Source organism: Pseudonocardia sp. EV170527-09 (genome assembly GCF_008369905.1).
In the GTDB taxonomy this organism is placed as follows: Bacteria; Actinomycetota; Actinomycetes; order Mycobacteriales; family Pseudonocardiaceae; genus Pseudonocardia.
The window spans coordinates 68,191-89,523 of sequence record NZ_VRMC01000002.1 but is presented as its reverse complement, the minus strand read 5'-3'; the positions used below and the strand labels follow the sequence as shown (position 1 = coordinate 89,523).

Sequence of the window (21,333 nt, the reverse complement as noted above, 5' to 3'; positions counted from 1 at the left end):
GCCGATATACACCGGACATGACGGTCGTCGCGCTGTACCGGTACCCGGTCAAGTCCATGCTCGGCGAGTCCCTGACCCGGGCCACCATCACCGGGCGGGGGCTGCTGGGCGACCGCGCCTACGCGGTGCTCGACACCGAGACCGGGAGCATCGCCAGCGCCAAGGTGCCCAGACGCTGGCTCGGGCTGCTCGGCTTCGCGGCCCGGTTCGTCGCCGAGCCGGCGCCCGGGGAGCCGCTGCCGCCGGTCGAGATCACCTTCCCGGACGGCTCGGTCCTGCGCAGCGACGACGAGGGCCTGGACACCGCGCTGTCGGCCGCGCTCGGGCGGGACGTGTCGCTGGTCTCGGTCCCGCCGGAGGGCGGCCACTTCGAGGAGCTGTGGCCCGACATCGAGGGCCTCACCCCGCAGCAGCTCGCGCCGCGGGCGCTCATCGAGGCCACGACGACCCGGCACGAGGACTCCGGCGAGGCCATCAGCCGGTTCGACATCTCCGCGTTCGGGGCGCCGGGCACGTTCTTCGACCTGTCGTCGCTGCACGTGCTCACCGAGTCCACCCTCGACCGGCTCCGCGAGCTCGCGCCGGAGGCGACCTTCGACCCGCTGCGCTACCGGCCGAACATCGTGCTCCGCGCCGACTCCTCCCCCGACGGCGGCCACGGCTTCGTCGAGAACGACTGGCCGGGCAGCACCTCGACGATCGGCGAGGAGGTCCGGGTCTCCTTCTCCTTCGCGACCATGCGGTGCGTCATGACGACGCTCCCCCAGGGCGACCTGCCCGACGACCCGGACACCCTGCGCACGATCGCGAAGCACAACCGCATCGAGATCCCGCAGATCGGCGGGGTCTGGGCGTGCGCTGGCGTGTACGCCGAGGTCGCCGCCGGCGGGGAGATCGCCGTCGGCGACCCGCACACCGCCCCCGCCCCGGCCTGACCGCCGGCCGGCCGAACCCCGACCCTCCCCACGGACGCGGTGCCCTGCCCGGCCCGGCCCGCGTCGACGTGGGCCGAGCAGGGCCGGGCAGCGGCGTCGTCGAGATGCAGCTCAGCGGGATGTGGAGCGCACCGGGGCCCACTGAGCTGCATCTCGACGCGTGGACGCCACTCCAGCGGTGTTCGCAGAGCGAACGCTTGTGCGTCTATCGTACGCCGCGTACCGTCGTCGGCGACGGAGGTGCGTGATGGACAAGGTGGTGGCATCCGCCGCGGAGGCGGTCGCCGACATCGGCGACGGGGCGTCGCTCGCAGTCGGCGGGTTCGGCATGTCCGGGGTTCCGACGGTGCTGATCGCGGCGCTGCTCGAACAGGGCGCGACGGACCTGGAAACGATCTCGAACAACCTGGGCGTCGACGGCTTCGGCCTGGGCACCCTGCTCGCCGCCGGGCGCATCCGGCGCACGATCGGCTCCTACGTCGGCAACAACAAGGAGTTCGCCCGCCAGTACCTCGCCGGCGAGCTGGAGCTGGAGCTGACCCCGCAGGGCACCCTCGCCGAGCGGCTGCGGGCCGGCGGCGCGGGCATCCCGGCGTTCTACACCCCGGCCGGGGTCGGCACGCTGGTCGCCGAGGGCGGGCTGCCCTGGCGCTACGCGGCCGACGGCTCGGTCGCCGTCGAGTCCCCGGCGAAGGAGACCCGCGAGTTCGACGGCGTGACCTACGTCCTCGAGCGTGCCCTCACCCCGGACTTCGCGCTGGTCCACGCCTGGAAGGGCGACCGGCACGGCAACCTGGTGTTCCGGCGCGCGGCGCGCAACTTCAACCCGGACTGCGCCGCGGCCGGGCGGACCACGATCGCCCAGGTCGAGCACCTGGTCGAACCCGGGGAGATCGACCCCAACGAGGTCCACACCCCCGGCATCCACGTGCACCGCGTGCTGCACGTCCCCGACGTCGAGAAGCCGGTCGAGTTCAGGACGGTGCGTTGACCATGGCCCTCAACCGTGACGAGATGGCCGCCCGGGTCGCGGCGGAGCTGCCCGACGGCGCGTACGTCAACCTCGGCATCGGCATGCCGACCCTGGTCCCCGGGCACATCCCCGAGGGCCGGACGGTCGTGCTGCACTCGGAGAACGGGATCCTCGGCGTCGGCCCCTACCCCACCGACGACGAGGTCGACCCCGACCTCATCAACGCCGGCAAGGAGACCGTCACCGTCACCGCCGGTGCCGCCTTCTTCGGCTCCGCCGAGAGCTTCGGCCAGATCCGGGCCGGGAAGCTCGACGTGGCCGTCCTGGGCGGGATGGAGGTCGCCGCGAACGGTGACCTCGCGAACTGGGCGATCCCCGGCAAGATGATCAAGGGGATGGGCGGCGCGATGGACCTCGTGCACGGCGCGCGCTCGGTGATCGTGATGATGGACCACGTCTCCAAGGACGGGTCCCCCAAGATCGTGGAGCGGTGCTCGCTGCCGATCACCGGCCTCGGCTGCGTCACGAAGATCGTCACCGACCTGGCCGTGATCGACGTGACGCCGGACGGGCTCGCACTGGTCGAGACCGCGCCCGGCGTCACCGCCGACGAGGTCCGGGAGAAGACCGGCGCCCCGCTGCGCTGACCGCGACCCGCTGCACCGACGGCTGCCCCGCCGGTCCCGCCGGGCGCGCCCCTCGGTCGCGTCCGGCGGCGGCGCGTCCCTCAGGCGGGCGCGCCCGGCGTGACCGGCAGCCGGGACAGGCCCCGGACCAGCGTCGACTCGCGGTAGACGAGCTCCGAGAGATCGACGGCCAGCGCCAGGTCCGGCCGCTGCGCGATGAGCTTGCCGATCGCCACCCGCCCCTCGGTGCGGGCCAGCTGCGCGCCCAGGCAGAAGTGGATGCCGTGCCCGAAGAACACCCCGGACGAGGAGTCCCGGGTGATGTCGAGGCGATCCGGGTCCGCCAGCCACTCCGGGTCCCGGTTGGCCGCGGCGAGCCCCAGCATCACGGTCGACCCGGCGGGGATGGTCACCCCGGAGTACTCGACGTCCTCGCCGGCGAAGCGCATCGGAGCGTTGGAGACCGGGGACTCGAAGCGCAGGAACTCCTCCACCGCCGAGTTGATCAGAGACGGGTCGGCCTTCAGTCGGGCGTGCTGCTCGGGGTGGGTCAGCAGGGCGAGCACGCCGTTGCCGATCAGGTTGACCGTGGTCTCGTGCCCGGCGATGAGCAGCAGGGTCGCCATCGCGACGAGCTCCTCGGACGACAGCCGGTCGCCGTCGGCGTCGCTGACGGCGAGCAGGCCGGACAGCAGGGCGTCGTCGGGCTCGGTGCGCTTGCGCTCGATCAGCTCGGCGAGGTAGCCGTTCAGGCTGCCCATCGCGGCGAACTTCTCCTCCTGCGGGGAGTCGTCGACCAGCACCGACGACCACGCGGAGAACATGTCGCGGTCCTCGGCGGGCACACCCAGCAGCTCGCAGATGACCAGCACCGGGACGAGGAACGCGTACTGGCGCATGAGGTCGACGGGGCCCTCGGCGGGCAGCGCGTCGAGCAGCTCCTGGGTGATCTCCTCGACCCTGGGCTGCAGGTCGTTCATCCGCCGCACGGTGAACGAGCGGCCGACGAGCTTGCGCAGCCGGGTGTGGTCCGGCGGGTCCATCAGGATCATCATCGGGATCGGCGCGGCCGGCTGGCCCTCGCGCTGGTCGGCGGGCAGCGTGTACCGCCAGTCCTTGCTCAGCCGCGGGTCGACGAATGCCGCGCGGACGTCGGCGTACCGGCTGATCAGCCACACCTTCCCGTCCGGCAGTGCGAGCTCTCGCACCGGCTCCTCGGTGCGCAGGGCCGCGTAGGCGGGGTGCGGGTCGGTCCAGAAGTCGCCCGAGAACAGGTCGTGCGTCTCGGTGCCGGTGGTGGTCAGCGCCATGGGTCCATCGTGCCAGCCACTGGTAAGCGAGCGCTTACGTCAATCGTGTGACGGAGCACGCAGCCGGGTCGAGATCGATGTCGGCCGGCGACGGCCGGCCGAGGACGACCGACGCGGCCAGCGCGGCCAACGCCGGGGCGGACTCGATGCCCGACCCGCCCTGCCCGGCGACGAAGAAGAAGCCGGGGTGCTCCGGGCGCGCACCCAGCACGGGGGCACGGTCGGGGGCAAAGGTCCGCAGCCCCGCCCACGCGGTCCGGACCGACCGCAGCCCCAGCGTGGTCGCCGCGCCCACCCGGTCCAGGGCCAGGGCGACGTCGAGGTCGTCGGGACGGGCGTCGCCCGGCTCGGCCGGGGTCTCGTCGGCCGGGGAGACGAGCACCGTGTCCGCCTCGGCCTTGAGGTACCAGCGCTCGGCGGCGTCGACGACCATCGGCAGGACGGCGCCGTCGACGGTGAGCACCGACGGGTCGGCGACCGGGCAGGCCGCGATCGTGCGCCGGTACGGGGTCAGTCCGGCACCGGGCACGCCGGCGAGTGCCGCCACCGCGTCGGCCCAGGCGCCGGCCGCGTCGACGACCGTCTCCGCCCGCACCCGGTGCCCGGCGGCCGTCGTGGCGGTCCAGCCGGAGCCGTCCCGCTCCAGCGCGGCCACCCGGGCCCCGCGCAGCACCGTGCCGCCGCGGGCGCGCAGCCCGCGCCGGTAGCCGTCGTGCAGGGCGGCGGTGTCGACGTCGCAGGCACCGGCGGTCCACGCGGCCGCACGCGGGGCACGGCGCAGCACCGGCACGCGTCGCCAGGCCTGCTCGGGGTCCAGGGCGACCGGGGCGCCGGGCTCGCCGTGCTGCTCGCGCACCGTCGTGGCGAGGTGGTCGGCGGCCAGGTCGTCGGCGGCGACGTGCAGGACCGGGCGCGGGGTCAGCAGCGGTGGTGTGCCGAGCAGCGCGGGCAGTGCGGCGAACCGCGGGCCCGAGGCGTCGATCAGCGCGCGGAACGGACCGGAGCCGTGCCCGGGGATGTAGGTCGCCGCCGAGCGGGCGGTGGAGTGGACCGGCAGGTCGTCCTCCGCCTCGGTCAGCACGACCCGGGCGTGCGCAGCCAGCTCCCACGCGACCGACACCCCCGCGATGCCGCCGCCGATCACCAGCACGTCCGTCGTCTCCGTGCCCGCCGTACCCATGCCCGCGACGATAGGGCGGCGGCGCCGGGGAAAACCGGTGGCACCGGTCGGGGTCGTCGTCGTAGCGTCGCCGCCATGCTGATCCGGTTCCTCTGAGCGACCCGCGCGGTCGATCTCCGCGCCCTCCGTCGCCGGCCCGTGACGTCCTCACCGGGCCCCGGAACCGTCGCCGCCCTCGCGCGGCCCCTCCGGCGTCCCCGCGCGTCACCGGCCCCTCTCACCCGGTCCGAGTCCGACCCGATGTTCCGAGGAGGTCGTATGCCCACGACCCGCCACACCACCGCCCACAGCACCGCCCACAGCACCGCCCGCAGCGCAGCCCACAGCGCAGCCCGACCGACCGACGGGTCCGCGGTTCCCGGTCCCCTGACCGGCGAGACCGGGCCCGACACGGCCAGCGGGGCGACACCCGGCGGAGCCACTGCCGCCGGACCCGCCAACCGCGCCGAGCGCCGTGCGGCCAAGCGCGGCCGGTCCGGCGCGCCGGGCGGCCCGGCGGCACCGCGCACGGCGGGGCCAGCCCCGCAGGCCCGCCCGGCCCACGTCCGCACGGACTTCGCCGCCCGCCGCAGCGGCTGACCGTACGGGGAACGCGGACCGGGCACCGGAGACGTCGACGGGCGACACTCCGTGTGCCCGGTCCGTGATCCCTCCCGGCGGCGCGCCCCGACCGGGGTGCGACGTGGGAGGCTGGACGCCGTGACCGTCACCGTCTGGTGGGCCGCCCCGGCCGATCCCGGCGCCCGCGCCGACCTCGTCGCGCTGCTGGACGCCCACGAACGCGAACGGCTCGTCGCGCTGCGACGGCCCGAGGACCGCGCCCGCTACCTCGCCGCGCACGCGCTGGCCCGGCTCGTGCTCGCCGAGCGGCTCGACGCCGACCCCGCCGAACTCGTCCTCGACCGGACCTGCCGCTGCGGGGAGCCGCACGGCAAGCCCCGCCTGGCCGGGCGCGGCGACGACCCCGGCTTCTCCCTCACCCACTCCGGCGCGCTGGTCGGTGTCGCGGTCGGGACCGGGCCGGTCGGCGTCGACGTCGAGGCGCACCGCCCCCTGTCCGGCCTCGACGGCCTGGTCCGGCACGCCCTGTCCCCCGCCGAGCTCGCCGCGGGGACGCCCGACGGGACCGGCTTCCTGGTCACCTGGACCCGGAAGGAGGCGCTGCTCAAGGCCACCGGCGAGGGCCTGTCGAGCCCGATGGACGCGATCACGCTGTCCCCGCCGCACAGCCCGGCCCGGGTGCTGGACTGGACCGGCACCGCCGGGAGCTGGTGGGTCACCGACGTCCCCACCGGCCTCGACGACCACCCGGGCGCCGTCGCCGGGGCGGGACCTGTGGCCCCGGCCGTCACCGTCGCCGACGGCGACGCGATCCTGTCGGTGCGCCGGGGCACGATGCACGGGTGATGATGGAGTGACCGCGGCGGCCGACCGCTGGGTGCTGCACCTCGACATGGACGCGTTCTTCGCCTCCGTCGAGCAGCTCACCCGGCCCACCCTGGCCGACCGTCCGGTCCTCGTCGGCGGCGCGGGACCGCGCGGCGTCGTCGCGGGGGCGAGCTACCAGGCCCGGGTGTTCGGGGCCCGCTCGGCGATGCCGATGGGCCAGGCGAGGCGGCGCTGCCCGCACGCGACGGTCCTGCCGCCCCGGTTCTCCCTGTACAAGGCGCTGTCCGAGGAGGTCATGGCCGTCCTCGGCGAGTTCTCCCCCGTGCTGGAGCCGGTGTCGGTGGACGAGGCGTTCGTGGAGCCGCCCGACCTCGTGGGCGCCTCCCCGGACCAGGTGCGGGAGTGGGGCACCCGGCTGCGTGGCGCGGTGCGCGACCGCACCGGGCTGCCCGCCTCGGTGGGCGCCGGGTCGGGCAAGCAGATCGCGAAGATCGCCTCCGAGCTGGCCAAGCCGGACGGGCTGCGGGTGATCGCCCACGCCGAGCAGGCGGCCGTGCTCGACCCGCTGCCGGTGCGGTCGCTGTGGGGCATCGGGCCGGTCTCCGGCGAGGCGCTGCGGAAGATCGGGATCGAGACGATCGGGCAGCTCGCCGCGATGGACGCCCGCGAGGTCGCCGGGGTGCTGGGCAGCGCGATCGGGTCCGAGCTGCACCGTCTCGCCCGCGGCATCGACGACCGTCCGGTGGCCCCGCGCGGTGCGGCCAAGCAGATCAGCGCGGAGACGACCTTCGACGCCGACCTGACCGCGATGAGCGCGGTGCACACCGCGGTGGAGTCGATCTGCGTCGCCGTGCACCGACGGCTGGTCGCCGACGGCCGGACCGCCCGCACCGTCACCGTGAAGGCACGGACCGGGGACTTCACCACCCACACCCGGTCGGAGACGACCCCGTTCGGCACCCGGGACCTGGCGACCCTGGTCGCGGTGGCGCGACGGCTGGCCGAGGGCGCGGTCGGCGAGGGCGGGGTGCGGCTGCTGGGCGTGTCGGTGTCCGGCTTCGGCGACGAGCCGCCGCTGGCCCTGTTCGACGCGGTGCCCTCGGAGAACGGGTGGACGACGGCCTCGGCCCTCGACTCCCCGCCCGCGGCCGACGCCCCGGCCGGCGCGGCGGGGGTGGCCGTGCTCGACGCACCACCGGACACCGAGGCGACGACGGGGACGGGCGCGGGGGCCGACAGCACTGCGGGGGCCGACAGTACTGCCGGGGCCGGCGGTACCGCGGGGGCCGACGCGACCACGGGGGCCGACGACGTGCCCGGGCCCGTCCGCCCGGGCCGCCCCGACCGCGAACCCGACCCGGACCGGCCCTGGCGCGCCGGCGACGACGTCGCCCACCCCGAGCACGGCCACGGCTGGGTCCAGGGCGCCGGGCACGGGCGGGTCACCGTGCGCTTCGAGACCGCCTACACCGGGCCCGGCCGCACCCGCACGCTCGACGCCGCCGACCCCGACCTCACCCGGGCCGACCCGCTGGGCAGCTGGCGGGCCTGAGCGCGCCGCCCCGCCGTCGGACTCAGCCGATCAGCGGGCTGCGGTGCGGCGGCGCGACGCGGCTGCCCTCGGCGACCCGGGCCCGCAGCGCCGGGACGGTGCGCGCCAGCCCGTCGAGGACGGCACCGAGCGCGGCGTCGGCCGCGGGGTCGCCCCCGACCAGCAGCACCGCGGCGCCGGCGGGTCCGGCGGCGGCCCAGGCCCCGATCCGGGCGACGGCGTCGCGCGGGGTGACCGGCTCGACCCGCCACGCCTCGGCGTAGAACAGGGCGGTCGACTCGGCCTGGGGGAAGGCGAAGACGGTCTCGGCGTCGGCCAGCAGGTCCGCGACGTGGGCATCCGGGCGGGGTGCGCCGTCGCCGGACGGGTCGGTACCGAGCACCACCAGGTCGTGGCTCATCGCATGTCCTCCTCGAGGGTCCGCGCCCTCACCAGTGGGAATCCGCGACGACGGGCAGTGTCCTGGCTCCCGGATCGCCACGCCCTCCCCGGCCTTCCCACCCTCGTGGGCGGTGGCGCCGGTGTGGGGAGGGCACTCCCCGGTGACAGTGGCGGGACCGCGCCGGATTCGCACCGGCTTCCTGTTCCGTCGTCGTCGGGGAGCCCATCACGCGACCGGGTCAGTGGTCAACCGTCCCCCGCCCCGACACCCCCCGCAGATGGTCGAGCAGGTCGTGTTCGGCGAGCGTCCCGAGCAGCTGCCCGTCCGGCTCCCGCACGGGCAGCGCGGCTCCCCGGTGCGCGGCGAGCACCCCGAGGACGTCGTGCACCGGGGCGGCCGGGTCCAGCGCGGGCAGCTCCGGGCCGGGCGGGGTGCCGTCGGCGGGACGCATCACCTGGGCGACGACGACCCGGCGCAGCGCCTCGTCGGTCGGGGTGTCGGCGGCGAGGTCGATCCCGCGTCGCAGCAGCTTGAGCGTGTAGATGTTGTCCCGCGACACCAGGTTCGACAGGCCGGTGGCCAGGACGACGGCGGCCATCAGCGGCAGGATGAGGGCGTAGTCGCCGGTCAGCTCGAACACGATGAGCACCGCGGTGATCGGGGCGTGCGCTGCCCCCGCGAACACCGCCGCCATGCCGACCAGACCGAACGCGCCGGGGTGCAGGTCCAGCGCCGGGAACAGGGTCGCGGCGGCGTAGCCGAAGGCGGTACCGGCGGTGCCACCGACGAACAGCGACGGCGCGAACACACCGCCGGACCCGCCGATGCCGATGGTGAGGCTGGACGCGAGGATCTTCCCGACGACGAGCAGGAGCAGGAACCCGACGACGTACCGGCCACCGATCGCGGCCTCCAGTACGGGGTAGCCGACGCCGTACATCTGGGGCAGTGCCAGCAGCAGCGCGCCGAGCAGCAGCCCGCCGACGGCCGGGCGCAGCCACTCCGGGCCGCGCCAGACGGCGTCACAGGCGTCCTCGACGACGTAGAGGATCCGGGCGAAGGCCCAGCCCAGCAGCCCGGCGAGCAGCCCGAGCAGCGCATACAGCGGCAGCTGGGCGGGGCTGCCCAGGTCGAAGTGCGGCAGGGTCAGGATCGCGCGGTCGCCGGCGATCACCTCGGCGACGACGTTCGCGACCACCGAGCTGATCACCAGCACGCCGAACGCCTCGGCGCTGAACGACCGCAGGATCAGCTCCAGGCCGAACACCACCCCGGAGATCGGGGCGTCGAACGTCGCGGAGATCCCGCCCGCGGCACCGCAGGCGACCATGAGCACCAGCCGGGTGGCGGGCACCCGCAGCCACTGGCCGATCGCCGAGGCGAGCGCGGAGCCGATCTGCACGATCGGGCCCTCCCGGCCGACGGAACCGCCGGTCCCGATGCAGATCCCCGACGCGAGCGCCTTCACCGCGGCGACGGTGGCCGGGATCCGCCCGCCCCGACGCGCGACGGCGAACATCACCTCGGGCACCCCGTGCCCGCGCGCCTCCGGGGCGAACCGCTGGACCAGCGGGCCGTACACCAGGCCGCCGAGCACCGGGGCGATCAGCAGGAACCACACGCCCAGCCCGGGCAGGTGCGGCGAGGCGACCCGGCCGGCGTCGGAGAAGTCCTCCCGCCCGGTGACCAGCCAGGTCACGCCGAGGATCAGCTCGTGGAACAGCACCGACCCGATGCCGGCACCGATCCCGATGACCGTCGCCAGACCGACGAGCCCCGGCCGGGTGCCGACGAGCGCGCGGTGCAGCGCGCGGACCGCGGTCACCGCGCACCGCCCTCGGCGGGCACCGGCGCGACGGCCCAGTCGGTCTCGCCGACCTCGCCCGCGGCGTCGGCGAAGCGGCGCAGTGCGTCGCGGACCGCGGTGCGCTCGGTGGCCGGCAGCATCACCAGCAGCCGGTGCATCTCGGCGCGGCGCAGCCGGGTCACCTCGTCGACGAGCGTCCGCCCGGCGGGGCTGAGCGCGAGGGCGACCTCGCGGCGGTCGTCACCGGTGCGGGTGCGCACGACGAGGCCGCGGCTCACCAGCCGGTCGCACATCCGGGTCGCCGTCGACGCCGACACGGTCAGTGCCGTGGCCAGGTCGGCCGGGCGCCGGGTGCCGTGCTGGGCCAGCACGACCAGCGCGCGGTACTGCGGCAGGGTCACCTCGCCCGCCGTCGAGCCGGACTGCTCCCCCGCGGCGGCCAGGGACCCGGCCACCACGGAGAGCATCGCCCGGCTCGCGGTCATCACCGCGTCGACGACATCGTCGATCTCGTCGGCAGCACCGTTCTCGTCGGTCACGCCGTTCTCGTCGGTCACGCCGTCGATGATTGCACACTGCAAGATTGCAGTGTGCAATCAGGTCGGCGCGGTCAGCGGGCGACGGGCGCCTGCAGACCGGCGACCGGCCCGATCACGACGATCGCCGGCGGGCTGATCTCCTGCTCGGCGGCGACGCGCTCGGCGGTCTCCAGCGTCGCGCGGACCGACCGCTCGATGCGCGTGGTGCCGTCCTGCACGATCAGCACCGGGGTGTCGGCCGGGCGGCCGTTCGTGATGAGCGCCTCGGCGAACTTCCCGAGCCGCTCCACGGCCATCATCAGCACGATCGTGCCGGTCATCCGGCCCAGCGCGGTCCAGTCGGTCAGGCTGCGCGGGTCACCCGGTGCGACGTGCCCGGACACGACGACGATCTCGTGCGCCACCCCGCGGTGGCTCACCGGCGTCCCGGCGACGGCCGGTGCGGCGAACGCGCTCGTGATGCCCGGGACGACGGTCACCGGGACCCCCGCCGCGGCGCAAGCCTGGACCTCCTCGAACCCGCGGCCGTAGACGAACGGGTCGCCGCCCTTGAGGCGCACCACAAACTTCCCGGCGCGGGCGTGCGAGACGAGCAGCTCGTTGATCCGCTCCTGGGCCATGGCGCGGCCGTAGGGGATCTTCGAGGCGTCGATGACCTCGACCTCGGGGGACAGCTCGTCGAGGATGTCGCGCGGGCCGAGCCGGTCGGCGACGACGACCTCGGCACGCGACAGCAGCCGCCGTCCGCGCACGGTGATCAGCTCCGGGTCGCCGGGGCCGCCACCGACCAGCGCGACACCGGCCTGCGGGGGCTCGGCCGACTCGTCGACGACGCCGGCGGCCAGAGCCTCGACCAGCGCGGTGCGCACGGCCGCGGACCGCCGGTGCGCGCCCCGGGCCAGCACGCCGACGGTGAGCCCGTCGTAGCCGCCGGTGGCGGGGGTGACCGCGGTGCCCCGGTCGCCGTCGTCGGCGCGGACGCAGAACACCCGGTCCCGCTCGGCCTCGGCGACGACGGCGGCGTTGGTCTCCGGCTCGTCGGTGGCGGCGATCGCGTACCAGGCCCCGGCGAGGTCGCCGTCGGTCCAGCGGCGGGCCGTCCAGGTGATCTCCCCGGCCGAGGCCATGCCCTCGACCGCCGGGGTGACCTCGGGCGAGACGACCTCGACGACGGCTCCCGCCGCGATCAGGCGGGCGACACGTCGCTGGGCGACCTGTCCCCCGCCGACGACGACGGCCCGGCGGCCGGCCAGGTCGAGCCCGACCAGGTACTGCTCGTGGTGCGCGTTCAACGACGTTCCTCTCCCGGACTCCGTCGCCCGGTGGTGGCAGCGGGTCCCTGCGCCGGGCCCCCGCTCGACGGCGACGTCGGACGATAGCCGGGCCCGCATGTGTCACAGGAGCCCCCGGAGGGCAATCCCACATCCGCCGCTCGGGCGGCCACCGCGACCGTGACGCCCTGACCAGCGGTCTTGCCCGCGATCAGGTGGGCGCCGTCGCCCGCGGCGAGGAGCGCGGCGGCCTCTGCGACCGACGAGGTCCCGACGGCCGCGGCGACCCGGGCATCCGGCCTCGCCACCCCGACCACGGCCAGCGCGGCCGCGGCGAAACCGTGCGGTTCCCGCGGTGCGACGGCCGCCAGCAGACCCGGTTCGGCGACCCGCCGGTCCAGCGTCGCGACGACGGCGTCACCCAGCTCCAGCCCGTGCTCGGCGGCGACCCGGTCCAGCAGCGCGCGCACCGCGGCCGCGGAGGTTCCGGGGCGCAGCCCCACCCCGACCGTGATCACCGGTCGTGGAGCGGAGCGCTCGGCACGCGGACGGTCGGCTCCACGACCGGTGATCATGCGAACGCGGCCGGGGCGGCCCCGGCCCGGGCATCGCGTGCCGCCGCGACGAACCGGGCGACGGCGCCGGGCACGCCGGCCGGGTGGGTGTGCAGGAACGAGGCGTGCACCCGGTCCTCGACGTAGCCCTCCGGCTCGCCGCCCCGCCACGCCCAGGCCGGGGCCGCACCGGCCCGCGGGGTGACCGCGCACCGGTGGAACTCGTGCGCCCCGGCCCGCTCGCCCGCCACGAACAGGGGCGACGCCGACACCGCGACCGCGTCGCGGTAGCCGAGGGTGAGCCGCGGGGTCATCCCCGCCGACGCGTCGAGGACCCCGCACATCGGCGTCCCGTCGAGGTCGCGGCACAGGTAGAGCAGCCCGCCGCACTCGGCGTGCACCGGCGCCCCGGACGCGGCCAGCGCCGCGACCTGCGCCCGCAGCGGTGCGTTGTCGCCGAGCGCGCCGACGTGCTCCTCGGGGAAGCCGCCGGGCAGCACGAGCGCGGCGGTGCCCGCCGGGAGCGCGGGGTCGCGCAGCGGGTCGAAGGTCGCCACGTCGGCGCCGGCCGCGGTGAGGAGCTCGGCGTGCTCGGCGTAGCCGAACCCGAACGCAGGCCCCCCGGCGAGCGCGACGAGCGGCCGCTGCTCCGCCGTGCCGCCCGTGCCGACCTCCGCGGCCGGGTCCCAGACCGGGCCGGGGGGCAGCGGGCGGGCGAGTGCGAGGACGGCGTCGAGGTCCACGTGTGTGGCGACGAGCTCGGCCATCGCGTCCACCGCGGCGGTCGCGGCGGTGCCGTGCTCGGCGGCGGTGACCAGGCCCAGGTGCCGCGAGGGCACCGCCAGCTCGGCCCGTCGCGGGACGGCGCCGAGCACCGGCAGCCCGACCTCCTCGGCCGCGGCCCGGCAGACGTCGGCGTGGCGCTGCGACCCGACCCGGTTGAGGATCACCCCCGCCACCTGCACGGACTCGTCGAAGCTGCGGAACCCGTGCAGCAACGCGGCCAGCGACCGGGACTGTCCCCGGACGTCGACGACCAGCACCACCGGTGCCCCCAGCGCGGCGGCGACCTGCGCGGTGGACCCGGCGCCGTCGGCGATGCGGCCGTCGAACAGCCCCATCACCCCCTCGACGACGGCGACGTCGGCGTCCCGGCTCCCGTGCCGGGCCAGCGGGGCGAGCCTGTCGGCGCCCTGCAGGACGACGTCGAGGTTGCGCCCCGGACGGCCCGCGGCGAGCGTGTGGTACCCGGGGTCGATGTAATCCGGCCCGATCTTGAACGGCGCGACCCGGGTGCCGCGCCGCGACAGCGCGGCCATCAGCCCGGTCGCCACCGTCGTCTTCCCGCTGCCCGACGACGGCGCCGCGACGACCAGCGCGCGGGCGGTGGTCACGGCGGTCACGGTGGTCACCACTCGATCCCCCGCTGGCCCTTCTGCCCGGCGTCCATCGGGTGCTTGATCTTCGTGGTCTCCATGACCAGGTCGGCGGCCTCGATCAGGGCGGGCGGGGCGTCCCTTCCGGTGATGATCACGTGCTGCCGGCCGGTCCGGGCGGTCAGCACCCCGACGACCTCGTCGACGTCGATCCAGCCCCACTTCAGCGGGTAGGTGAACTCGTCGAGGACGTAGACCTGGTGCTCCTCGCGCTCGATGCGGCGACGGATCTCGGCCCAGCCCTCGACGGCGTCGGCGGCGTGGTCGGTCTCGGTACCCGCCTTGCGCGACCAGGACCAGCCCGACCCCATCTTGTGCCACTCGACGGGCCCGCCCTGCCCGGTCTGCTCGTGGACGGTGCCCAGCGCGCGGAACGCCTCCTCCTCACCGACCTTCCACTTCGCGGACTTGACGAACTGGAACACCCCGATCGACCAGCCCTGGTTCCAGCCGCGCAGCGCCATCCCGAACGCGGCGGTCGACTTCCCCTTCATCACCCCGGTGTGCACCACCAGCAGCGGCCGGTTGCGGCGCTGGCGGGTGGTGAGCCCGTCGGCGGGCGTGACGGACACCTGTCCCTGCGGCACGGTGGTCCCTCCTTCTCGGGCGTGGTGTGTCAGGCGGCGCGCGCGGACCGGGTCGCCCGGACCAGGTCGCCCACGCTGTCGGCGGTCAGCTCGTCGAGGGTCACCAGCTCGCCGCCCGCGGCGGCGGCGAGCGGCGCGGCGAGCCCCAGGCGCACGTGCCCGGCCTCGCAGTCGACGACGACGGTGTGCACCCCGTCCGCGGCCAGCAGCCCGGCAGCGCGGCGGGAGTCGACGACGGGGTCCCCGCCGTCGCGGGCGGGGACGGTGGCCCGCCCGTCGGTGAGCAGCACGACCAGCGGGCGCCGGCGCGGGTCGCGGCGCCGCTCGGCGTCGAGCACGGCACGGGCCTTGAGCAGCCCGCCGGCCAGCGGGGTCCGCCCGCCGGTGCGCAGCCGGGACAGGCGCTGCTGGGCGGTCGGCACCGACGACGTCGGGGGCAGCGCCAGCTCCGCCTCCCGGGCCCGGAAGGTGACCAGCCCGACCTTGTCCCGGCGCTGGTAGGCGTCGCGGAGCAGGCCCAGCACGGCACCGGACACCGCGGTCATCCGCCTGCGCGCGGCCATCGAGCCGGACGCGTCGACCACGAACAGCACCAGGTTGCCCTCGCGGCCCTCCCGCTCGGCGCGGCGCAGGTCGTCGCGGCGGACCAGCAGGCCGGGCCCGCGGCGCCCGCGACCGGCCTGGTGCGGGGCCGCGGCGAGCACGGTCGCGGGCAGGTGCAGGTCCGCGGCGCGGGTGGTCCCCGCCCCGGACGGGCGGACAACGCGCCCGGTGTCGGTGCGGGCCCGGGAGCGACGCCCCGGGGCGCCCGCGCCCAGCCCGGGCACGGTGAACTTCCGGACCGTGGCCCGGTGCAGCCGGGCGGCCTCCCCGACGACGACGGCGCGGCCCTCCCCGCCGTCGCCCCCGGCCGGTGCCTGCGCGGCCCCGGGTTCCCGGTCCCCCGGATCCGTCGCCTCGGCCGCCTCGGCCGGGTCGGTCGTGCCGTCAGCGCCGTCAGCGCTGTCCGTGCCGGGGGCCTCGGCGCGCCCGCCGGACCCGGTCGCGGGGCCACGCGGGTCGTCCGCCTCGGGGGTCGTTCCCCCGGTCCCGTCGGGCTCCTCGCCCGTCCCGGAGCCGTCCGGGCCGTCCTGCGGCTCGGCCGGGTCGCCGGGGCCCGGGCCGGGATCCGGGTCGGGGTCCGGATCGTCGTCGGGGTCCGGGCCGTCCTCGGGACCCAGGTGGTCCTCGGCGTCGGCGAGGGCGCGGTCCAGCTCGGCCGGGTCCAGGCCGGGCTCGTCGAACGGGTCGCGGCGACGGCGGTGCGGCAGCGCGAGCCGGGCGGCGACGCGCACGTCGTCGGCGGTCACCGCGTCGCGGCCGTCCCAGGCGGCGTGCGCGGCCGCGGCGCGGGTGATGACCAGGTCGGCGCGCATGCCGTCGACGTCGAACCGGGCGCACACGAACGCGATCCGCCGCAGCTCCCGGTCGCTCACCGCGACGGCGGAGACCCGGGCCTGCGCGGCGCGGAGCCGGGCCGCGGTCGCGGTCTCGTCCGGGGCGAAGCGGGCGACGAACCCGACCGGGTCGTCCTCGAACGCCATCCGCCGCCGGGTCACCTCGACGCGGGTGTCGACGTCGCGGCTGGCCCGGACCTCCACGGTCAGCCCGAACCGGTCGAGCAGCTGCGGGCGCAGCTCGCCCTCCTCCGGGTTCATCGTCCCGACCAGCAGGAACCGGGCCGCGTGGGAGACGGAGACGCCGTCGCGCTCGACGTGCGCGCGGCCCATCGCGGCCGCGTCGAGCAGCAGGTCGACGAGGTGGTCGTGCAGCAGGTTGACCTCGTCGACGTAGAGCACCCCGCGGTGGGCGTCGGCGAGCAGGCCGGGCTGGTAGGCGCGGCGCCCCTCGGACAGCGCCTTCTCCAGGTCGAGCGAGCCGACCAGGCGGTCCTCGGTCGCACCGACGGGCAGCTCGACCAGCCGGGCCGGGCGGCGGCCGCCCGGTGCGCCCGCCGGGTGCGGACCGTCCGGGCAGGACGGGTCCGGCGCGGCGGGGTCGCAGCCGAACCGGCAGGCCTCGACGACCTCGTGCGAGGGCAGCAGCGCCGCCAGCGCGCGCACCGCCGTCGACTTCGCGGTGCCCTTCTCCCCGCGCACCAGGACACCGCCGACGCCCGGGTGCACGGCGTTGAGCAGCAGCGCCAGCCGCAGGTCGTCGTGGCCGACGACGGCGGAGAACGGGAAGCGGGGAGGTCCGGCGGTGGGGGCGGTGCTCGTGCTCACGCCGGTGAGGCTGCCAGACCGGAGGTCAGCACAGGGAGGTCCGACGGCGCACCGTGTCCGATCACATGTTCAAGTGACGACGTGTCCAGGTGGTGTTCGACCAGGTCGGCCAGCAGATCCACCTGCCGGGTCCGCTCGGCCGCGAACGACGTGTCCTGTGCCACCCGGAACCCGGTCCGCCCTGCCTCGTCGGCGAGGCGGGCGAGCAGCAGCCGTCGGAAGCCGTCGTTCTCGGCGAGGCCGTGCCAGTGCGTGCCCAGGACGTTGCCGCGGTCGCTGCCCTCCTCCCCGATCAGGCCGGGGTCGCCGGAGCGCACGACGCGGCCGTGGTGGATCTCGTAGCCGGTGACGGTCTCGCCCCACGCCGTCGCGGTGGGGGTGCCGAGGTGCTTGACCGGGTCGAAGGCGATCTCCAGGTCCAGCAACCCCAGCCCGGCGACGGAGGTGCCGGGGGCCGCCTCGGCCCCGTCCGGGTCGGCGACGGTGTGCCCGAGCATCTGGTAGCCCCCGCAGATCCCCAGCACCGGACGCCCGGACGCGGCGTGCGCGCGCACCGCGTCGGCCATCCCGGAGGACCGCAGCCAGGCCAGGTCCGAGACGGTCGCCTTCGTCCCGGGCAGGACGACGACGTCGCTGTCGGCGAGCCGCGACGGCTCGGTCACGTACCGCACGGCGACGCCCGGTTCGCAGGCCAGCGCCTCGGCGTCGGTGGCGTTGGAGATCCGCGGGAACCGGACGACCGCGACCCGCAGCCACTGGGTGCCGAGTGGCGGGGCCGGGCGCCCCAGCACCCCGTCGGCGACGGCGGAGAGCGAGTCCTCGGCGTCGAGCCAGAGCCCCTCGGCGAAGGGCAGCACGCCCAGCGTCGGCCGACCGGTGAGCTCGCGCAGGCGGTCGAGGCCGGGTTCGAGCAGGCGGGGGTCCCCGCGGAACTTGTTGATCACGAAGCCGGCGATCAGCGCCTGGTCGGCCGGGTCGAGCACCGCGAGGGTGCCGAACAGGTGCGCGAGCACCCCGCCGCGGTCGATGTCGCCGACGACGAGCACCGGCAGGTCGTTGCGCCGGGCGAAGCCCATGTTGGCGAGGTCGGTGGCCCGCAGGTTGATCTCCGCGGGTGAGCCCGCGCCCTCGCAGACCACGACGTCGTGGCGGGCGCGCAGCCGGGCCAGGGAGTCGGCGACGACGTCGGACAGCGCCGCGGTGCGGTGCCGGTAGGACAGTGCCGACACCTGGCCGTCGGCGCGGCCGCGCACCACGACCTGCGAGGTCCGGTCCCCGCCGGGCTTGAGCAGCACCGGGTTCAGGTCGACCGAGGGGGCGATGCCGCAGGCGAAGGCCTGCATCGCCTGCGCGCGGCCGATCTCCCCGCCGTCCGGGGTGACGACCGAGTTGTTGCTCATGTTCTGTGCCTTGAACGGCGCCACCGAGACCCCGCGCCGGTGCAGCCACCGGCAGATGCCGGCGACGACGGCGCTCTTGCCCGCGTCCGACGTCGTCCCCGCGACGAGGACCGCTCCCTGAACCACCACGGCGCGAAGTATCGCCCCGACGGGACCGTGGCCGGGCGCGGCTACCCTGGGCGGCGTGCGTTTCCTGCTGCGTCCCGGGTGGATCGCGTTCGTCGTGGCGGTGCTGGCCTTCGCCGTCGCCTGCTACACGCTGCTCGCGCCGTGGCAGTTCGACCGGGAGTCCGAGCGTTCCGCGCAGAGCCGGGCCATCGCGACCGCCGACGCGACCCCCGCCGTCGGGTTCGACACGCTCGTGCCGCCGGGCACCGGGATCGGCGCCGAGGACCAGTGGCGCCGGGTCACCCTGACCGGCTCCTTCGACCGCGCCGCGGAGACCCTGGTCCGCCTGCGGGTCGTCGACGGCGCGCCCGCGTTCGAGGTGCTGACGCCGCTGCGGCTCACCGACGGTCGGACCGTCGTGGTGAACCGGGGGTCGGTCCCGGCCGCGGACCGGGGCGCCGTGCCCGAGTACGCCGCGGCGCCCGCCGGGCCGGTGACCGTCGAGGGCAGGCTGCGCCTGGACGAGACCGACCCGCAGGGCCGCCCCCCGCTGGTCGAGAACGGCACCCGCCAGGTCTACGTGTCCGACTCCCGGTCGGTCGCCGCCGCCACCGGCCTGACGCCGGTCGAGGGCGTCGTCGTGCTGGAGGCCGGTCAGCCGGGCGTGCTGGACCCGATCCCGATCGCGCCGGTCGGGGGCGGAGCGCCGTTCAGCAACTTCTCCTACGCCCTGCAGTGGCTGACCTTCGGCGCCGTCGCCCTGATCGCGCTGGGCCTGTTCATCCGACTGGAGCTGTTGCAGCGCAACGGGAAGCGCGAGACAGCGGGCAGCCTGCGGGACCAGCTCTCCGGCCGCGACGGCTTCGGCGACGAGCCCGCCCCCGACCGTGCCGACGACGATGCCGACGACGGCCCCCGTGACACCGCCCGCGACGCCGCCGGCTCCGGTCCGGGCGCCGGCTGACTCCGCCCCGGCCAGGTGCGCCGGGCGGGCAGGTCCGCGCCCGCGGGTCCCGTGCACTCACCCGGTCGGTGAGTCCGCCCGACCGCCTCGTCGCCCCCGCACCGGACCAGCGCCATCCCGCGGACCCCTCCTCCGGACCCGCTCACCCGCTCGGCGACCGCCCCCGATACACCCTCGCCGACCGGGTGGGCACGTCCCGCCGTGCGAGGACCGCCGCCGTCGCGACGGCGAGCAGCCCGGCCGTCCCGGCCACCAGCCGGGACAGCCGCGCGACGCGGTGCAGGTCGGCGACCCGGGGTGGGTGCCCGTCGCCGAGCGACGGCCGGTCCTCGGTGCCGTGGGCGTAGACCGTCGGCCCGCCCAGACGCAGCCCGAGCGCACCGGCGGCGCTCGCCTCGACCGGACCGGCGTTCGGGCTGGGGTGCCCGGCGGCATCGCGGCGCCAGGTCCGCAGCGCGGTCGCCGGCGAGCCCCCCACCAGCGGCGCGACGGCCACCGTGACCACCGCGGTGACCCGGGCCGGCGCCAGGTTGACCAGGTCGTCGAGGCGGGCCGAGGCCCATCCGAAGCGGGCGTGCCGGGCGGAGCGGTAGCCGACCATCGCGTCGAGGGTGTTCACCGCGCGGTAGCCGAGCAGCCCCGGGATCCCGGCGACCGCGCCCCACACCAGCGGCCCGACGACGGCGTCGGAGGTGTTCTCGGCCAGCGACTCGGCTCCGGCACGGGCCATGCCGTCGGCGTCGAGCAGGTCCGGGTCGCGTGCGCACAGGTGCGGGATCCGGGCGCGTGCGGCGTCCAGGTCGCCGGCGTCGAGCGACGCGGCCAGCGTGGCGCCCTCCCCCACCAGCGAGGTCCCGCCGAGCACCGCCCAGGTGGCGACGGCGGTCAGCCCGGCCCGCAGGACCGTCTCCCGCCGCCCCCCGGTGCGACGGGCGACCGCCTCGGCCAGCGCCCCGGCCGCGACCGTGCCACCGACCAGCAGCGCGGTGTAGGCGGCTCCGGGCCCGACGGCGTCGCGGTACAGCCGGCGCTCCAGCCGGGCGGCGACGGCACCGAACCCGGCGACCGGGTGCCCCCGCCGCGGGTCGCCGAGCAGAGCGTCGGCGACGATCCCGGCGGCGAGCCCCGTCGCGCGGCCCCGTGTTCCCATGCCGGGGAACCTAGGCCACCGGGCGTCCGTCCGGCGCAGGCCCGGTCGGGAACTCCTGGACGCCGAGCACGCGCAGCAGCTCGAGCCGCTCGCGGGTCTCGTCGTCGGCCGGGGTGAGCACGACCAGCTGCTGGCCGAGGTCGGGCGTCACGAGGGTCTCGCAGTCCATCACCAGCGCGCCGACCCGCGGGTGCCGCAGCGTCTTGCGGTCGGCCCGGCGGACGGCGACCTCGTGCTCGGCCCACAGCTCGCGGAACTCGGCGCTGGCCGCTCTCAGCCGTGCGACGAGTCGGTCGACCACCGGGTCCCCCCCGCACGCCGCCCGGCCACCGCCCGCAGCTCCGCGACCAGCTGGCGGGAGTGGCGCACCTGCTCCTGCGGCGGGTGACCGTCGCGCTGGTCGGACCGGGTGAACCAGCGGTGGGCGAGGTAGCGGTCGTCGCCGGTGAACCCGGTCTGCTCCCCGGCGAGCACCCGTGACATCGCGTTCTGGGCCAGGACCTCCCCCAGGTCGGAGATCACCATCGCCGGGGTGGCCGGCAGCAGGTCGAGCAGGCGCAGCAGCCCGGCGCGGGCGAGCCGGGCCACCCCCTCCCCGGGGGCGGGCCGGTGCCCGGCCAGGCGGAAGAGGTGGTCGCGCTCGTCGTCGGTCAGGCACAGGGCCCGGGCCAGCGCGGCGAGCAGCTGCGTCGACGGCCGGCTGCTCCGCCCCTGCTCGAGGCGCACGACGTAGTCGACCGACATCCCCGCCAGCATCGCCACCTCCTCCCGGCGCAGGCCGGTGGCCCGTCGGCGCGGCCCCGCCGCGATGCCGACCTCGGCCGGGCGGACCGACTCCCGCCGGCGACGCAGGAAGTCCGCGAGCTGTTCACGTTGCACCCTGCGATGGTCCCCGTGGGCAGGCCC

Annotated in this window: 21 protein-coding genes and 1 riboswitch; of the genes, 7 read left to right on the top strand and 14 right to left on the bottom strand. The window is 76.3% G+C overall.

Annotated elements, in window-relative coordinates; all coding sequences use genetic code 11:
- The first annotated feature begins 17 nt into the window (after window positions 1-17).
- The 3 genes from FVA95_RS01135 (at window position 18) to FVA95_RS01125 (ending at window position 2,555) form a co-directional block, all read left to right on the top strand.
- Window positions 18-935 (top strand): MOSC domain-containing protein, encoded by a 918-nt coding sequence (locus FVA95_RS01135; protein ID WP_149662531.1) that lies wholly within the window; start codon window positions 18-20, stop codon window positions 933-935.
- A gap of 247 nt (window positions 936-1,182) precedes the next feature.
- A complete protein-coding gene (locus FVA95_RS01130) occupies window positions 1,183-1,926 on the top strand; it encodes a CoA transferase subunit A (RefSeq protein ID WP_149662530.1) in 744 nt (247 codons plus the stop codon).
- Between the two features lie 2 nt (window positions 1,927-1,928).
- Complete coding sequence (locus FVA95_RS01125; RefSeq protein WP_149662529.1) at window positions 1,929-2,555, top strand: 3-oxoacid CoA-transferase subunit B; 627 nt, start codon at window positions 1,929-1,931, stop codon at window positions 2,553-2,555.
- A gap of 80 nt (window positions 2,556-2,635) precedes the next feature.
- On the opposite strand, the gene FVA95_RS01120 is transcribed toward FVA95_RS01125, so the two are convergent.
- On the bottom strand, window positions 2,636-3,844 hold the full coding sequence (locus FVA95_RS01120) for a cytochrome P450 (protein ID WP_149662528.1): 1,209 nt from the start codon (window positions 3,842-3,844) through the stop codon (window positions 2,636-2,638).
- A 34-nt stretch (window positions 3,845-3,878) separates the two neighbouring features.
- Window positions 3,879-5,024: an FAD-binding oxidoreductase gene (locus FVA95_RS01115; protein ID WP_149662527.1), complete on the bottom strand. Its 1,146-nt coding sequence runs from the start codon at window positions 5,022-5,024 to the stop codon at window positions 3,879-3,881.
- A 258-nt stretch (window positions 5,025-5,282) separates the two neighbouring features.
- Here FVA95_RS01115 and FVA95_RS01110 point away from each other — a divergent pair, with 258 nt between their 5' ends.
- The 3 genes from FVA95_RS01110 to FVA95_RS01100 all read left to right on the top strand — a co-directional run bounded on the left by FVA95_RS01110 (window position 5,283) and on the right by FVA95_RS01100 (window position 7,965).
- Window positions 5,283-5,603 (top strand): hypothetical protein, encoded by a 321-nt coding sequence (locus FVA95_RS01110; protein ID WP_149662526.1) that lies wholly within the window; start codon window positions 5,283-5,285, stop codon window positions 5,601-5,603.
- Between the two features lie 120 nt (window positions 5,604-5,723).
- Complete coding sequence (locus tag FVA95_RS01105) at window positions 5,724-6,431, top strand: 4'-phosphopantetheinyl transferase superfamily protein (protein WP_226352169.1); 708 nt, start codon at window positions 5,724-5,726, stop codon at window positions 6,429-6,431.
- Window positions 6,432-6,438: 7 nt separating this feature from the next.
- Window positions 6,439-7,965, top strand: a complete 1,527-nt coding sequence (locus tag FVA95_RS01100; protein WP_149662525.1) for a DNA polymerase IV — start codon at window positions 6,439-6,441, stop codon at window positions 7,963-7,965.
- 22 nt (window positions 7,966-7,987) lie between these two features.
- Here FVA95_RS01100 and FVA95_RS01095 read toward each other — a convergent pair whose 3' ends face one another.
- The 9 genes from FVA95_RS01095 to FVA95_RS01055 form a co-directional block, all read right to left on the bottom strand.
- The gene (locus FVA95_RS01095; protein WP_149662524.1) at window positions 7,988-8,365 is read right to left on the bottom strand and encodes a hypothetical protein; all 378 of its coding nucleotides are present in this window, start codon (window positions 8,363-8,365) and stop codon (window positions 7,988-7,990) included.
- A 34-nt stretch (window positions 8,366-8,399) separates the two neighbouring features.
- A riboswitch (cobalamin riboswitch) is annotated at window positions 8,400-8,589 on the bottom strand.
- Entirely contained in the window at window positions 8,586-10,172 is a 1,587-nt protein-coding gene (locus tag FVA95_RS01090; RefSeq protein ID WP_149662523.1) for a chloride channel protein, read from the bottom strand. (Overlaps the previous riboswitch by 4 nt.)
- Window positions 10,169-10,711 carry a MarR family winged helix-turn-helix transcriptional regulator gene (locus tag FVA95_RS01085; RefSeq protein ID WP_240051185.1) on the bottom strand — a complete coding sequence of 181 codons (543 nt, stop codon included), beginning with the start codon at window positions 10,709-10,711 and terminating at the stop codon, window positions 10,169-10,171. Before FVA95_RS01085 ends, FVA95_RS01090 begins: the two co-directional genes overlap by 4 nt.
- A 53-nt stretch (window positions 10,712-10,764) precedes the next feature.
- On the bottom strand, window positions 10,765-11,985 hold the full coding sequence (gene cobA, locus FVA95_RS01080) for a uroporphyrinogen-III C-methyltransferase (protein WP_060711479.1): 1,221 nt from the start codon (window positions 11,983-11,985) through the stop codon (window positions 10,765-10,767).
- On the bottom strand, window positions 11,982-12,482 hold the full coding sequence (locus FVA95_RS01075) for a cobalamin biosynthesis protein (protein ID WP_205015727.1): 501 nt from the start codon (window positions 12,480-12,482) through the stop codon (window positions 11,982-11,984). Before FVA95_RS01075 ends, cobA begins: the two co-directional genes overlap by 4 nt.
- A gap of 53 nt (window positions 12,483-12,535) precedes the next feature.
- Window positions 12,536-13,933, bottom strand: coding sequence for a cobyrinate a,c-diamide synthase (locus FVA95_RS01070; protein ID WP_370460812.1), 1,398 nt, complete (start codon window positions 13,931-13,933; stop codon window positions 12,536-12,538).
- Entirely contained in the window at window positions 13,927-14,541 is a 615-nt protein-coding gene (gene cobO / locus FVA95_RS01065) for a cob(I)yrinic acid a,c-diamide adenosyltransferase (protein ID WP_149662520.1), read from the bottom strand. Before cobO ends, FVA95_RS01070 begins: the two co-directional genes overlap by 7 nt.
- Before the next feature lie 29 nt (window positions 14,542-14,570).
- Window positions 14,571-16,805, bottom strand: a complete 2,235-nt coding sequence (locus tag FVA95_RS01060) for a putative cobaltochelatase (RefSeq protein WP_149662519.1) — start codon at window positions 16,803-16,805, stop codon at window positions 14,571-14,573.
- Window positions 16,802-18,331 carry a cobyric acid synthase gene (locus FVA95_RS01055; RefSeq protein WP_205015731.1) on the bottom strand — a complete coding sequence of 510 codons (1,530 nt, stop codon included), beginning with the start codon at window positions 18,329-18,331 and terminating at the stop codon, window positions 16,802-16,804. Before FVA95_RS01055 ends, FVA95_RS01060 begins: the two co-directional genes overlap by 4 nt.
- A gap of 58 nt (window positions 18,332-18,389) precedes the next feature.
- Here FVA95_RS01055 and FVA95_RS01050 point away from each other — a divergent pair, with 58 nt between their 5' ends.
- Complete coding sequence (locus FVA95_RS01050) at window positions 18,390-19,277, top strand: SURF1 family protein (RefSeq protein ID WP_149662517.1); 888 nt, start codon at window positions 18,390-18,392, stop codon at window positions 19,275-19,277.
- A gap of 142 nt (window positions 19,278-19,419) precedes the next feature.
- Here the strand turns inward: FVA95_RS01050 and FVA95_RS01045 are convergent, their stop codons facing one another.
- The 3 genes from FVA95_RS01045 to FVA95_RS01040 are packed head-to-tail and all read right to left on the bottom strand — an operon-like array spanning window position 19,420 to window position 21,306.
- Complete coding sequence (locus FVA95_RS01045; RefSeq protein ID WP_149662516.1) at window positions 19,420-20,427, bottom strand: cobalamin biosynthesis protein; 1,008 nt, start codon at window positions 20,425-20,427, stop codon at window positions 19,420-19,422.
- Window positions 20,428-20,437: 10 nt separating this feature from the next.
- The gene (locus tag FVA95_RS34305; RefSeq protein ID WP_370460811.1) at window positions 20,438-20,728 is read right to left on the bottom strand and encodes a hypothetical protein; all 291 of its coding nucleotides are present in this window, start codon (window positions 20,726-20,728) and stop codon (window positions 20,438-20,440) included.
- On the bottom strand, window positions 20,701-21,306 hold the full coding sequence (locus FVA95_RS01040) for a helix-turn-helix domain-containing protein (RefSeq protein ID WP_370460810.1): 606 nt from the start codon (window positions 21,304-21,306) through the stop codon (window positions 20,701-20,703). Before FVA95_RS01040 ends, FVA95_RS34305 begins: the two co-directional genes overlap by 28 nt.
- Between the last annotated feature and the right edge of the window lie 27 nt (window positions 21,307-21,333).

Coding starts and splice junctions, on each gene's coding strand:
- FVA95_RS01110 (WP_149662526.1), top strand. CDS start 5,283: ATGCCCACGACCCGCCACACCACCGCCCACAGCACCGCCCACAGCACC.
- FVA95_RS01130 (WP_149662530.1), top strand. CDS start 1,183: ATGGACAAGGTGGTGGCATCCGCCGCGGAGGCGGTCGCCGACATCGGC.
- FVA95_RS01045 (WP_149662516.1), bottom strand. CDS start 20,427: ATGGGAACACGGGGCCGCGCGACGGGGCTCGCCGCCGGGATCGTCGCC.
- FVA95_RS01120 (WP_149662528.1), bottom strand. CDS start 3,844: ATGGCGCTGACCACCACCGGCACCGAGACGCACGACCTGTTCTCGGGC.
- FVA95_RS01125 (WP_149662529.1), top strand. CDS start 1,929: ATGGCCCTCAACCGTGACGAGATGGCCGCCCGGGTCGCGGCGGAGCTG.
- FVA95_RS01095 (WP_149662524.1), bottom strand. CDS start 8,365: ATGAGCCACGACCTGGTGGTGCTCGGTACCGACCCGTCCGGCGACGGC.
- FVA95_RS01115 (WP_149662527.1), bottom strand. CDS start 5,024: ATGGGTACGGCGGGCACGGAGACGACGGACGTGCTGGTGATCGGCGGC.
- FVA95_RS01135 (WP_149662531.1), top strand. CDS start 18: ATGACGGTCGTCGCGCTGTACCGGTACCCGGTCAAGTCCATGCTCGGC.